This window comes from Wolbachia endosymbiont (group A) of Longitarsus flavicornis (assembly GCF_963931955.1).
GTDB lineage: Bacteria > Pseudomonadota > Alphaproteobacteria > Rickettsiales > Anaplasmataceae > Wolbachia.
On the sequence record NZ_OZ008337.1, the window covers coordinates 649,602 to 662,810 of the forward strand.

Below are 13,209 nucleotides of genomic sequence, written 5' to 3' on the forward strand. Positions count from 1 at the left end.
ATGCAACAGTGTATGTGTATCGTAATAATTAAAACTTTTTCAATTTGGACTTTGGCCACTACTCTATGAACTTTTGACATTGCCCTGAGGCTGCTGGACATTAGCATCGCCCATAGAAGAAAGAGGAGGTTTGTTTTGCACAAAACTTTTAGCAACTTCAACAACCTTGCTTATACGTGGTTCTTTTTCTAGCTCTTTTAGATACTTTGAGAATATTTCACAACTTTTGTCATCCATATGTACCATTATTTTACCAAAACTCTCAGCTTTTTCAGAAGATAAAATCATTTCAATTTTTTCACTATCACTCACTTTAAAGGTCATTTTTACTTTGCCTTGCATATCATGATATTGTCCGTTTTTTATTCGGATTACATTATCTCCTTCTCCGATCTTTAATGCTCCATCTAAATTTTCAAATTCTGGTTTACTCAGAAATTTTCCAGGAGTAATAACGCTTTCTTCTGGACACTTCACACAATAAAATGCATTATCTCTTTCTACTGTAACATCTTTTTTTTCACCTTTTTTGATGCTATCACACACGATTTGTTTTAGACCTGACAAGTAGTTGTTGTGTTTTTTCTGTGTATCTACTGGCAATAATCCCCAAACTGCTTGGCTCACACCAGTGCCTGTTGAAACTAGAGCGGACATTTCTAACCAAAGAGGCATTAGTTTGCTTTTTCCAATCTCAGTAACGTTTGCATCATTCTTCATGAGGTGGTGTAAAACCAGTATCGAATAATCTATTATTGAGTACTTTTCTTTTTTGGATACATCAGTGTGACACGGTACACTAAACATGACCTTGTTTTCTTTCGCACTTTTTACGGATTTTTGAAATTTCTTTGCCATGTTTGCTATAGCTTCATCATTAAGTAAGTGTTCCGATGTGTTATATGACTCAAGAGCATCAAATATTTCATGCAATGTATTTGAGATGTTTTTTTCCATATGTTGATTAACATGTCCATATATCGTTGTGCTTGTAAAACCACTTACCTCTTCCGGACACTCTGTATCTTCATGTATATGATTTTGTTGCTTTAGTTTTTCTCTATCTACACTCTCTATTTGCTCTAACACTGGCATAACTACCTCCTATTTTACATAATGAAATAAAAAATTCTAACTACAGTATGCTTATGTAATCTACGAAGTCAATAGTTAAATTGAAAAATTTTGATTATAATTTACTTTACATAGAAGATGCCCTTGAATTATGCTAAAAATCGCTATAGTAGGTCTACCAAATGCTGGAAAATCGACCCTATTCAACAGATTAGTGGGAAGAAAAGCAGCAGTAGTGAGTAATATTCCAGGGGTGACGAGGGATAGACGTGAGGGAATAGGTAGAATTAGTGATCTGGAGTTTAAAGTTATAGATACAGGAGGATGGAACGACCAAACTAGTTTTTCACTGCAAGTTATTGAGCAAATAGAGTTTTCTTTATCCAGTTCAAACATAATTTTCTTTCTTGTTGATGCAAAAGTGCAAAATGAGCGAAATAAAGAGTTTGCAAAGTGGCTGAAGAGAAAAATAAATAAACCTGTGATACTGATAGCAAATAAATGCGAGAGTCATAAGTCTGAAAATGTTGATTATTTGCAGTTTTTTGATTTTCTTGGCCCGGTATACATCTCTGCCGAGCATAATCTTGGCATGGTTGATCTTTATGATGCATTAGCTGGTGTTATTGAAGATTTAAATGAGGACACTGAACTACTTGAAAATGAATCCAGCAGACTTAGAATTGCAATCATCGGTCGCCCGAATGTCGGAAAATCAACTTTTTTAAACAGCCTGCTTACAGAAAACAGAGTAATAGTGAATTCAGAGCCAGGCACAACACGTGATTCTGTAGATATTGTATATGATCATAATGGAGAGCTAATTACTCTTATTGATACTGCAGGAATTCGAAGAAAGGCGAATGTTACAGATGAATTAGAATCAAGATTTGTTGAGAAAAGCTTAGAATCAATCAAGCGCTCTCATGTGGTAGTTTTAATGCTAGACTCCCTGCTTGGTATTGAGCAACAGGATTTATCAATTGGTGAAGCTGCAATTAAGGGAGGGAAAGGGATTATTGTTGTTTTAAATAAGTGGGATTTAATAGGTAAGGATGACAGAAGTAAGTTAATAAAATTTGTCAAACAACAGGAAGTGACTCGGTTATTCTTGGAAGTGCCAACTATAACAGTTTCTGCGTTGAAAGGCATGCGCTGCGGTGATGTGATAGATAAGTGTCTTGAAGTGAGTGAATCTTTGAACAAGAAGATCAGCACTGCAAAACTGAATAAGTGGCTAATTGATGCTTTAGATAGGCACTCTCACCCGCTTGTAAAAGGCAAAGCAGTTAAAATGAAGTATATTGCTCAAATTGGTACTAAACCTCCAGCTTTTTCTTTGATATGTAACATACCTGAAAGTGTCGATGAAAGTTATAAACGCTATTTGATTAATGACCTTAGAAAAAATTTTTTTGCAGACGGCGTACCAGTTAGGCTACTTTTGAAAAAAAATAAAAATCCCTATGCAAAATGAATACTCTGCTTTATACTTTCAGGGATAATTTACTTAAAGTCGTGTGTAATAACTCCAGAATTCCTGCAATCTTTCTGCTGTCGAGCGCCGCTGCTCTAATTTTTGCATATGTGCTAGAATATTTTTTCAACATGCTGCCATGCAAGTTATGTACATACGAGAGGGTAGTTTACTATGTTGCAGGGTTACTTGCAGTAGTATGCATGCTTAAAGACAACAAAATTCTAATCTATGCAATGTTTTGCAGTTACCTCGCAGGGGCAATAATATCTTTTTATCATGTAGGTCTTGAACTCCACTTGTTTCATGACATTTTAGGATGCACAGAGCAAGCAAGTGGTAACGCGAGTATAGAAGAGCTCAGAAATAATCTACTAAATCCTAATTACTCTCCATCTTGTGACAGACCTCATTACGTTCTAGGTGTTTCCTTAGCAACATGGAATTTAATTTATCTCATAGCAGCTCTGTTCGTATCAGGTAAGGTGTATTGTGGAGAAAGAAAGAAATCTAAATAATTTAAGGTACAGCAACAATCAGTTCTTGCAACAGGCAATTAGAGTAAATCATGCTGGGGAATATGGAGCTATTTGCATTTATTCTGGTCAAAAATTTATTCTTAAAAAATCTTCTATAATCAATGAAATAATTGAAATGGAAGAGCAGGAAAAAAAGCATTTTCACTATTTTAATGAGAAAATCAAAGAGCAAAAAGTTCGTCCTACTGTTTTGTTGCCAGTTTGGCGTGTTTTAGGAGTGTCACTTGGCGTTGCAACTGCCATTATGGGCAAAAAAGCTGCTATGGCTTGCACTGCTGCAGTTGAAGAAGTTATAGGGGAGCACTACAAAGAGCAAGTTTCACATTTAGAAGATGAGGAGTTAAGAGAAACTATAAGTAAATTTCGCGACGAGGAGTTAGAGCACAAAGATATTGCAATTCAGCACAATGCTGAAAGCGCATTTGGCTACAACATTTTATCTTCATTCATAAAAACAGGCTGCAAAGCTGCTATTTACTTGTCTAAGTTAATTTAACTAAGCAGCTTTCTTAAAGTGTTTTAAATGTTCTGATAACAACAGAAACCAGGAAGGAATTCAAGTGTAATAATTATTTTATAACTATGTTTACATATCACCATTATTAATCAATAATTAGTGTTTGTAAATTAACTGTATTTGGAGTATAGGTTACAAAGTGGTGGCAAAAGTGCATTTTGAATTAGAAATGTAGAATGCTCCTATGTAATACCTGTGCCACAGGTTATCATGTGGCTGCTAAAGTAAATAATGATTTAGAGGTTGATATGAATCTTGAAGAATGTGAAAGTTTTGAATGCTTAAGAGAAGAGGTGAGATCTTTACGAGATGAAATTAGGAAGCTACGGTCAAGTAGAACGCCTGGACCTCCAAGTTTACCAGGTATTCCAGGTGATAAAGGTCTTCCAGGTTTAACAGGTCTTCCAGGTCGAGATGGTTTTTCAGGTCGTCCAGGTCCAGATGGTATTCCAGGTGATAAAGGTCTTCCAGGTTTTCCAGGTTCAGATGGTATTCCAGGTGATAAAGGTCTTCCAGGTCGAGATGGTATTCCAGGTGATAAAGGTTTTCGAGGTAAAGACGGTGATAAAGGTGATAAAGGTCCAAGAGGTGATAAAGGAGATATAGACTTTAGAGGTTGGGGAGGTCCTCCAGGTATAAAAGGTGAGCGGGGCGAGCCGGGAAGCGATGCAAATCCCGAGGATGTGGCAGATATTTTATTATCACGTGAAAAAAGAGAAGAACTCGGAAAGGTGCTGTTTGATACGCCTATAACTGAATTAAAAGGTAAAACACTTGAGGAGTTTATTACTCAAGACCTGCCGAAGGACATTGCAAGTGATAAAAACTTTAGAAAAAGTATAAAGGGTGAAAAAGGTGAGCAAGGGTTAAAAGGAGAAGTTGGTCTTCAAGGTCCAGTAGGTCCTAAAGGTGATAAAGGTCCAAGAGGTTTCAATGGTACACAAGGAGAAAAAGGTGCTCAAGGTATACAAGGTCCTAAAGGCGTTAATGGTACGCAAGGTCTTCCAGGCGAAGAAGGCTTGCAAGGAATAAAAGGTTCAATAGGTCCTCAAGGTCTAAGGGGTGTTTTAGTTCCAGGTCCAAAAGGTGAGTCAGGTCAAGCTGGTAAAGACGGACCCCCTGGTCCTAAAGGAGCAAATGGAGTAACTCCAAGTATTGATAAAGTTGCTGATAAGGTTGTAGGGAGCGATACATTTATACAGAAAGTACTGCTAAAACCTATGATAGATGCAGGAGATCTTACTCACACTCAGAGGATTTTAGCTGATACAGTTAAAGAGAGGTTAATAAAGGACCCACAATTCAAGAACAATATAAAGGGTGAGCCTGGCCCAGCAGGATCACGAGGTGAAAAGGGAGAATCAGGAGCTCCTGGAACAAAGGGCGATAAAGGAGATGCCCCAAGTGCTACAGAAATTGCAACTGAATTAGTTATTAGTCAAAAAGCCAAGCTAGGAGAAGCAGTGCTTGACGCAAAGGACAGCAGCGGTAAAAACCTTGTAACTCAAGTTGCTAGTATAGTTGCTGATTTTAGTCCACAGGATTTTGTGAATAAAGTTGATGCAACAAAATTCACTGAAGGAGTAGTACATAAACTTTCTCGAGAGGAAGCGAAAAAAATTGCAGAAGATACTGTGGATAAGATAACAAGTGATGCTACACAACGAAATAACCCCGATCCTAACGCTTTCAAGAAATATGAAAAATTTGCAGAAAAACTTGCTGAACTACTTGTTGATAGAAGCAATATGAGCAAGGAAAAGGCTAACACTCTTGTACAAAATAAAGTGAGTGATTGGGGGCTTGCTAAGTATCTTCTGTTGCATAGTGATTTACAGGAGCAAGCAACAGCTCTCCGCATGGTGGAACAAAAAATAAATAAGGAAAAATTAGTTGAGTACTTGTTTGAGTATACTAAATTAAAAGGTGATGTAGATCAAGCAAGAACAATAGTTGAAAATATTGTTCATCAGTTCTTTAACACTAAAGTAGATGAATTAGGGAAAGCAGTACTAGAAGCAAAAGATGATCAAGATAAAAAAATCCTAGTAAATGATCCAGCTTTACAAAAAGGAATAGCAGAAGAGTTGAGAAAAAATCCTGGACAAATAAAAGGAGAAAATGGAGCACAAGGTGTGCCTGGCCCTCAGGGTCCGAAAGGTGATAAAGGTCCAGAAGGTATTATAGGGCCACAAGGCTTGAATGGTACACAAGGTCCAGCTGGTAAAGACGGAGCAAACGGTTTACCTGGTCCTAATGGCCCTAAAGGTAATACTGGAGCACCTGGTAAAGATGGAGCAAGCGGTGTGCCGTAGAGACACAAAGAATGTTCAAGTAAGAGCAAACTAAGTGCAAAAGCTGCACAGTAGATGAGGGTAGGTCCCTCGGAGCCGGTTTACAAGAGCAGGCTTCAAACAACCATAAGCTGCTTTGGTAAAGAGCCAAGGTAGTGAGCGTTATGGAAAAGGCATAATTATATGTCATGTAAGGAATAGAGAGATGAACGAAAGTGAACCACTGATGAAGTGTCGAAACCTTTTAAATGACGTCAAAACCAGGGGGTCGTTTGTAACCTGGGATAAATCTATCGGGAGCTTGTTTACTGGATAGATGGCGTCCGGCATAAAGGTGGCATGAATCTATTTCAGGCTATTGTGTGGAACTACGGGAACCTGTCGTTTCGATGATAAGGGAGAAATCCAAGGAGCTAAACTCTAAGGATGAGAGTACCGATGCGAAAAACAGGGGCGGATCAGCTCGTAGTAGTGAAGAAGTTTCTGTAATGGAAATGGAGCGAAGGAGCTGAGTTATTCAGTTTTAATTATGTATCAACCGAAAGGGAGGAGTTAATGAATAAAACAAAGTCTTTTGATATACCAAAGCAACTTATTTGTAGGGCTTATAAACAAGTATCGAAAAATAAAGGTGCGGCTGGTGTGGATGAGGTTTCGATAACAAAGTTTGAAGAAAATCTAAAAGATAATCTGTACAAACTATGGAATAGGATGTCATCCGGAAGTTATTTTCCAGAGCCGGTAAAAGCTGTTGCGATACCAAAAGATACAGGAGGGCAAAGAATTTTATGTGTTCCTTCAGTATTCGACAGGATAGGGCAAACGGCTGCTGCTATGTATCTAGAGCCGCTGGTAGAACCAAAATTTCATGAGGATTCATATGGTTATAGACCAAATAAGTCTGCACTGGATGCGGTAGATACAGCTCGTAAAAGATGCTGGAGGTACGATTGGACGATAGATCTTGATATATCTGGATTTTTCGACAATTTGGACCACGGCTTGGCATTGCAAGCTATCAAAAAGCACACAGACTGCAAATGGGTCATACTGTATGTTGAGAGGTGGATGAAAGCCCCCATTCAGCAAGCAGATGGCAGTAAGGTAGTTAGGGATAAAGGAGTTCCGCAAGGAGGTTCAGTTAGCCCAATCATCTCTAATATATTCATGCATCATGTGTTTGATATATGGATGAAAAAGAACTACCCGACAGTACCATTTGAGAGGTATGTGGATGATGCGATAGTGCACTGCAGAACAGAGAAACAGGCAGAGTTTGTGAAAGTAATGATCGAAGAAAGATTGGCTGAGTATAAGTTGAAATTGCATCCTGAAAAGACACAGATAGTGTACTGTAAGGATGACAATAGGAGTGGTGAATTTCCTAAACAAAGTTTTAATTTTCTGGGTTACACATTCAGACCCAGGTTAGCAAGAAATAAAATAGGGAAGTATTTTGTTTCATTTCTTCCAGCAATTAGCAACAAGGCCAAGAAAAAGATTACTACAACCATAAGGTCATGGAAAATGCTACGAAATACGCATATAACATTAGAGGAGATATCAGGAAAAGTAAATCCAATAGTCAGAGGCTGGTATCAGTACTATGGCAAATTTTACAGAACTGAAGTATACAAATCTCTAAAGAATATAGAGCGGCATCTAGAAAAGTGGGTGAAAAGGAAATATAAGAGACTCAGGAGTCACGGAAGACTAGCAAGACAATTTCTAGGAAAGGTGAGAAAGAGGTCTCCGGATATTTTCTATCACTGGACACTAGGGTTAGGCCAAAAGGCTGAATAATGGAAGCTGTATAAATCGAGAGGTTTACGTACAGTTTTGCGAGAGACTGGTGGGGAAGTTCCACTGGTCTACTCTCCTTTATGCACGTGATGAGAAGGGCATGACACCTTTAATGATTATTGCTAGGGCCCGTGTCTATGATAGGCAGCAACCTGTGCTAAAGGAAATGGTTACATTGCTGTTATTTAAGGCTATTGATGATGAAAACCTAGAAGCTTTTAAACAAGCTCTGGCAGAGGGTGCGAATGTTAATGCGTTTGATGAGGAGGGCATGACACCTTTGATGTCTATTGCTAGAGCTTGTGATGTCACTTATGGTAGACAACCCATGTTAGAAAAAATGGCTAAATTGCTTATACAAAATAGCAGTATCGATATTAACGCTCGAAGTAGGGAATATGTTTATGAGGAAAGGCAAAAGAAAGACAGCTAAGGTCATGTAGTTTTTCAATACCTTGGAAAAGAAATAGTACGTGATGGTTTTTCTGGTTCCAAGCGCTTTACACTAAGAAATGGACGGGGATCAATAAACGCTAGTAAATTCAAGTACATTGATAGTAATGAAATAGTAACGAAAGATGATAATGAACCTATATGGTTTACTACTGATCATTTTGTAGGATATCATGAAGAAAATATTGGTTTCAAGGTTTTGACAGAAAGCTATGACGGTGTAAAGGAGGAGGTAAGGACACCCTTAATACAAAAAAATACAGCCCTACATATTGCTTGCCAAGTTGGAGCTAGAGATATGGTAAAAATATTGCTCACGCACCCAAATGCAAGCACTAATGTCAGAAATTATAAATATGAAAGCCCTGAAAATTGTATTGAAAGAGGTTCCGGAGATGTAATAAAATTGGAGTTTAAAAAAGCACAGGAAGGAAAAGAATTATTAGATGCTCTTTCTAGCGGAAATATTTACCAAGCGAAAAGACTATTAAATCAAGAGCTTAACCCTAATTGCTGGAAAAGAACCTACAATGAAGAAATAGAAACACCGCTTAGCTTAATTATTGAATCGTGTTTACGAGGAATAACACAAGATAACGAAGAAGTATTGACTAAACTTTTAAAACATAAAGACCTAGATTTTAGTCAAATAAAGCCAATACAAGATATAGAGAAAAATCTATGGGTGAAGCAAATAATTGAACAAGCCATTAAAGAGCGATTAACCGGTACTATTAATAGAAAAGATCTAGATGATGTAAAAGAATTGGTAAAGGATAATTGCTTCATAAATCGTGCAATTGTTACTGCTGCATTGAGAAATGCTAGTGAGCCAACTGAGTCCATTAAAAATTATCTAAATGAAAAATTTCCTGCAAGTGTGGAACAACCTGTGGCAAATACGAATAATATACCAGCAGGTTTTGAGCGAGCTTTTCAAGAAGTTGTAATTGAGCTTGAAAAAATAAAAGCTCAACTTGCAGAAACAGAGCAAGAGCTGGATAGTGCAAAGCAAGAGAAATTAAGTCAGCAAGCAAGGATTAGCGCTCTTACTAATCAAGTAGCTCGACTGACTGAAGAAAGAGATAGGCTTTCATCAGAAAATAGACGGCTCTGTACTGAAAGTCTGAGTAATAAAAACGAAAAACCCTCGCAAGCAATTTCTCCTGGTAAAAAACAAAGCAACTACGCTTCTGCTGCTTTTGTATTATCTGGAGCGTTTGCTGTTGGTGCATGTTTAGCAGTTTTATACGATTATCCAGTAATAGGTGCTTGTCTTACAGCAGTTGCACTGGTTCTTCTTTTAGTAGGATATTTTTTATACAAAGGAGATGAAAAAGACATAGGACCTGGTAGTGCCACAGATAATCCTCGAGTTACAAGGGTTTTGGCTTCTTCTCCAAACTTTGTTGGAAATTCTTATACATATTAAAAACATCTTGATAATTGAGGTGAGTGTAAACTTGAGTGGTCTCAAGACTCGAATGACCAAGCAGTTGTTGTATTGATCTTATGTCAATATCTTCCTGAAGCAAATGAGTAGCAAAACTATGACGAAATGCATGTGGAGATAAGATTTCTGGCAGATTTAATATTCTCCTTATTTTCTGCAAACGATTAGCCACATAAGTTCTTCCCAATTTTTTTCCTCTTACTCCTAAAAAAAGATATTGTGCTTCATCATTAATGCCAAGATAAGGACAGGTTTTTACATATTCCTGTATACATTTTTTTACTACCGGAAGAATGAATACCTGCCTTTGTTTATCTCCCTTACCTGTTACTATTAAACTTTCATTGTTAATATCACTAACCCTAAGGTTCAACGCTTCACTGATTCTTAAGCCTGTACCATATAGCAGGACGATAATCGCAATTTCTCTTTTTACCACCCAAGATTCGCCCAGGTCGGATAGTTTCATTTCTTTCAATAAAGTTTTTATATTAGATATTGAAAGTGCTTTGGGCAAAGTTCTTCTCTGAATTGGCCTTGATAAGGAAAATACAGCTTCATTGTCTATATTGTGGTTGTTTTTTATGTACTTGAAGAAATTTCTGATTACTGAGAGTGCTCGAGTGTTGGATCTTGCGTTTACACCTCTTGCGTAACGAGAGGTAAGCCAACTTCTTAACTCAGGTATGCTTAAATTTTTCAGAGTACCAACATTTACTTCTCCACCAATGTGAGTATTTAGGAAACTTAGAAGATCCTTCAAGTCCCTCATGTATGACTCTAAAGTGTTTGGTGAATAAGATCTGTTGCACCTCAGCCACTCATACCATTTTTCAACGATTGAACCGAGGTCCACGGTTATTTTTTAAAGAAAGCATCGATGCACGCATCTCGAAAGGCTTCATTTATATCAGGATGAGAGTGACAAATTCTATATATATCCTCTGCTGCTGCGCCATATGCCATTGCAACCGCTGCTTCGTTGATTAGCGTATCAGCGTATGCTCCTATGATATGCACACCTAGTATTGTATCTGCTCTGCTACAAGTCAGCACTTTCACGAATCCTTCAGCATCATCAGTGATTTTTGCTCTGCCATTTGCAGCAAATTGACACTTACCCACTTTGTATTCACGGCCAGCATTTTTGAGTTCCTCTTCGGTTTTACCAATCGAAGAAACCGCAGGGTGAGTGTAAATGACAGATGGTATGATTCCATAATCAACGTGAGGTACTTGCCCAGCGATTATCTCTGCAACTGCCACTCCTTCTTCCTCTGCTTTATGAGCAAGCATTGCTCCACCGATCACATCACCAATAGCAAATATTCTTTCCACGTTAGTTTCATATCTGTTGTTAACTTGAACGAAACCACGACTATCTTTCTTTATTTTTTCAAGACCCTCAGTGCATGGTTTGCGACCTACTGCAACCAGCACCTTATCTGCTTCTATAGTATTTGTTTGGTTATCTTGAGCAGAGCAAACTTTCACACTCAAAGAGTTACTACTTTGTTTTATCTCCTCAACTTTAGTGCTAAGTAAAAATTTTATTCCTTGTTTTTGTAGACTAGAAAGTAGAGACTTACTTAATTCTCCATCCATTGCTGCAGCGATTCTGTCAAAAAATTCTACTACAGTGACTTCAGACCCTAGCCTCTTCCATACAGAAGACATTTCAAGTCCTATTGCCCCGGCTCCGATTACGACAAGTTCTTTTGGTACTTCAGTTAAAGATAGTGCACCGGTGGAAGAAATAATGTCTTTCTCATCGATATTAATTCCTGGCAGAGAAATAACGTCAGAACCGGTTGCAATTACTATATTTTTTGTTTTCAGTGCCTTGCCTTCAACTGAAACTTCAAGATTGCCTTGATCAAAAGAAGTAATTTTCCCAAGTCCATTGATTTTAGTGATTTTATGAAGGTTAAATAGATATTCTATACCTTTTCCAAGTTCCTGGACTCTGGCATCCTTATAGCCTAGCATTTCTTTTAAATCGAAACTTGCATCCTTAATTTTTATGCCAAGCTTTGACAGATCATTTTTCGTGTGAGCATACTGATAGGAAGAATGGAGCAATGCTTTGGAGGGTATGCACCCAACTCTGAGGCATGTGCCACCAAAAATGCTATTTTTATCTATACAGGCAACTTTTAATCCAAGCTTTGCAGCAGCGATAGCGCACTTATAGCCTCCTGGGCCACCACCTATAACAATTAAATCATAATCAGTCATAAAAAACAAACCTATTTTCTAAAGAATAAACACCATTCTTCTCAGTTGTTACATATATCTTATTGCGAGTAAACACTGGAGTGTGAAACACATTACCAGGTACTTTGACTACCTTTCCTGCACTTTCAGATCCCGGAAAAGCAAACATTGAACCTTTATTGCTTGTCACCCACAGTGTATGGGCATGCATAATTGGAGCAAATAGTTGCGTATTTTCTATTAAATCAGATGCCCAGACTGTTTCTCCATTTTTTATATCCAGGCCAATTATTTTATCGTCTTTAGTAACTATAAAAATTCTTCCGCCTTCTTTTTGTTTCTTTACAGGAATGAGAGGACTGTAATATGATTCAATGTCTGATACACTTTTTACTTGCAGTGACTTTGACCATAAAATATTTCCTGATTTCACGTCAATGCTATAAATATAAGAATTATTTGTAGCTATTAAAGTATCGCCAAGCACTCTTGGTGTAGTAGTTACATCTGTGAGCTGTGTATCCAAAAGGTTTGTAGCCAATTTTTGGCTCCACAATTTTTTACCGTCTTCATTAAAAGCTATTAACTCACCATTTGAAAATGGCGCTATTATTTTATCGTTAGAAATTGCTGGCGATATGGAATACCAACCTCGAACCTCATTGATACCGTTTTGATAAGTCCAAACGGAGCTGCCATCTTTTATATCAAACACGTACAGATAATTATCAATAGTCAATACTACCAATTTATTATTTATTACTGCTGCTTTCCCTCTTACTGGAGCTCTCAATTCTTTTTCCCACTGAATCTCGCCGGTTTTTGCATCTATTGTGTGTAGAACGTTATCCACTATAAAGAAAACATTTCCTCCGTGACGCAATAGGCTCATGTTACCAATTTTTTTCCTATGTGAGAGGTGTAATTTCCAATTCATAGCCTTTGAGTTATCAATATCAAAGGAATATAAAGCGCCGTGCTTGTCTGATAAAATAACGCTATCTTCTGTAAGCACTGGAGCTACATATCCTTGAGATAGTTTTTTATCCACTAGAATTATTCGCTCGCTTGCCATTGTGTAACTGCTACACAATAACATTATCATGACAATTATTACTTTCATTATTTATTGAAAACAAGATTCATTAATATACATCTTAAGAACCTTAATTACAACGGAAATGTTCTTGCTGCATGTTAAAAACGTTAATTTATGAACGAAATATTATATTATTATGTAAAAAACTATACTCTTAGAGCTCATCCACTATGCGGCAACTTGCATAGCTGTACGAACATTCATTTTTGAAGGTAAACTGTACAGCAAATGTTATCATGCAAGTAGCTGACACTGGAATGACAACATTCGTTTCGTTAAAAAC

At 37.5% G+C, this 13,209-nt stretch carries 12 protein-coding genes; 8 read left to right on the top strand and 4 right to left on the bottom strand.

Going from position 1 to position 13,209, the window contains the following annotated elements; all coding sequences use genetic code 11:
* Positions 1-63: 63 nt before the first annotated feature.
* Complete coding sequence (locus tag AABM58_RS03220; protein ID WP_338406324.1) at positions 64-1,095, bottom strand: hypothetical protein; 1,032 nt, start codon at positions 1,093-1,095, stop codon at positions 64-66.
* Between the two features lie 130 nt (positions 1,096-1,225).
* On the opposite strand from AABM58_RS03220, the gene der reads away from it, so the two are divergent.
* From der to AABM58_RS03260, 8 genes are all read left to right on the top strand, one after another.
* On the top strand, positions 1,226-2,551 hold the full coding sequence (gene der, locus AABM58_RS03225; protein WP_338406325.1) for a ribosome biogenesis GTPase Der: 1,326 nt from the start codon (positions 1,226-1,228) through the stop codon (positions 2,549-2,551).
* Complete coding sequence (locus AABM58_RS03230; protein ID WP_338406326.1) at positions 2,548-3,069, top strand: disulfide bond formation protein B; 522 nt, start codon at positions 2,548-2,550, stop codon at positions 3,067-3,069. Before der ends, AABM58_RS03230 begins: the two co-directional genes overlap by 4 nt.
* The gene (locus AABM58_RS03235; RefSeq protein ID WP_338406327.1) at positions 3,044-3,586 is read left to right on the top strand and encodes a demethoxyubiquinone hydroxylase family protein; all 543 of its coding nucleotides are present in this window, start codon (positions 3,044-3,046) and stop codon (positions 3,584-3,586) included. The genes AABM58_RS03230 and AABM58_RS03235 overlap by 26 nt, the downstream gene beginning before the upstream one ends.
* Positions 3,587-3,819: 233 nt before the next feature.
* Positions 3,820-5,922 (top strand): hypothetical protein, encoded by a 2,103-nt coding sequence (locus AABM58_RS03240; RefSeq protein ID WP_338406328.1) that lies wholly within the window; start codon positions 3,820-3,822, stop codon positions 5,920-5,922.
* Between the two features lie 368 nt (positions 5,923-6,290).
* Positions 6,291-6,413 carry a hypothetical protein gene (locus AABM58_RS03245; protein WP_338405986.1) on the top strand — a complete coding sequence of 41 codons (123 nt, stop codon included), beginning with the start codon at positions 6,291-6,293 and terminating at the stop codon, positions 6,411-6,413.
* Positions 6,414-6,456: 43 nt separating this feature from the next.
* The gene (ltrA, locus tag AABM58_RS03250) at positions 6,457-7,704 is read left to right on the top strand and encodes a group II intron reverse transcriptase/maturase (RefSeq protein WP_338405985.1); all 1,248 of its coding nucleotides are present in this window, start codon (positions 6,457-6,459) and stop codon (positions 7,702-7,704) included.
* A gap of 49 nt (positions 7,705-7,753) precedes the next feature.
* Positions 7,754-8,137, top strand: coding sequence for a hypothetical protein (locus tag AABM58_RS03255; protein WP_338406329.1), 384 nt, complete (start codon positions 7,754-7,756; stop codon positions 8,135-8,137).
* Between the two features lie 219 nt (positions 8,138-8,356).
* Entirely contained in the window at positions 8,357-9,589 is a 1,233-nt protein-coding gene (locus AABM58_RS03260) for a TomO hydrophobic C-terminal domain-containing protein (RefSeq protein ID WP_338406330.1), read from the top strand.
* Here the strand turns inward: AABM58_RS03260 and AABM58_RS03265 are convergent.
* The 3 genes from AABM58_RS03265 to AABM58_RS03275 are packed head-to-tail and all read right to left on the bottom strand — an operon-like array spanning position 9,534 to position 12,950.
* Entirely contained in the window at positions 9,534-10,466 is a 933-nt protein-coding gene (locus tag AABM58_RS03265; RefSeq protein WP_338406331.1) for a tyrosine recombinase XerC, read from the bottom strand. The two genes, AABM58_RS03260 and AABM58_RS03265, sit on opposite strands and share 56 nt — an antisense overlap.
* A 2-nt stretch (positions 10,467-10,468) precedes the next feature.
* On the bottom strand, positions 10,469-11,848 hold the full coding sequence (lpdA, locus tag AABM58_RS03270) for a dihydrolipoyl dehydrogenase (RefSeq protein WP_265034459.1): 1,380 nt from the start codon (positions 11,846-11,848) through the stop codon (positions 10,469-10,471).
* Positions 11,841-12,950, bottom strand: coding sequence for an outer membrane protein assembly factor BamB family protein (locus tag AABM58_RS03275; RefSeq protein WP_265034458.1), 1,110 nt, complete (start codon positions 12,948-12,950; stop codon positions 11,841-11,843). Before AABM58_RS03275 ends, lpdA begins: the two co-directional genes overlap by 8 nt.
* Positions 12,951-13,209: the final 259 nt, after the last annotated feature.

Bases quoted from the DNA above. Each gene is read 5' to 3' on its own strand.
- ltrA (WP_338405985.1), top strand. From the start codon at position 6,457: ATGAATAAAACAAAGTCTTTTGATATACCAAAGCAACTTATTTGTAGG.
- AABM58_RS03220 (WP_338406324.1), bottom strand. From the start codon at position 1,095: ATGCCAGTGTTAGAGCAAATAGAGAGTGTAGATAGAGAAAAACTAAAG.
- AABM58_RS03275 (WP_265034458.1), bottom strand. From the start codon at position 12,950: ATGAAAGTAATAATTGTCATGATAATGTTATTGTGTAGCAGTTACACA.
- AABM58_RS03230 (WP_338406326.1), top strand. From the start codon at position 2,548: ATGAATACTCTGCTTTATACTTTCAGGGATAATTTACTTAAAGTCGTG.
- der (WP_338406325.1), top strand. From the start codon at position 1,226: ATGCTAAAAATCGCTATAGTAGGTCTACCAAATGCTGGAAAATCGACC.
- AABM58_RS03245 (WP_338405986.1), top strand. From the start codon at position 6,291: ATGATAAGGGAGAAATCCAAGGAGCTAAACTCTAAGGATGAGAGTACC.
- lpdA (WP_265034459.1), bottom strand. From the start codon at position 11,848: ATGACTGATTATGATTTAATTGTTATAGGTGGTGGCCCAGGAGGCTAT.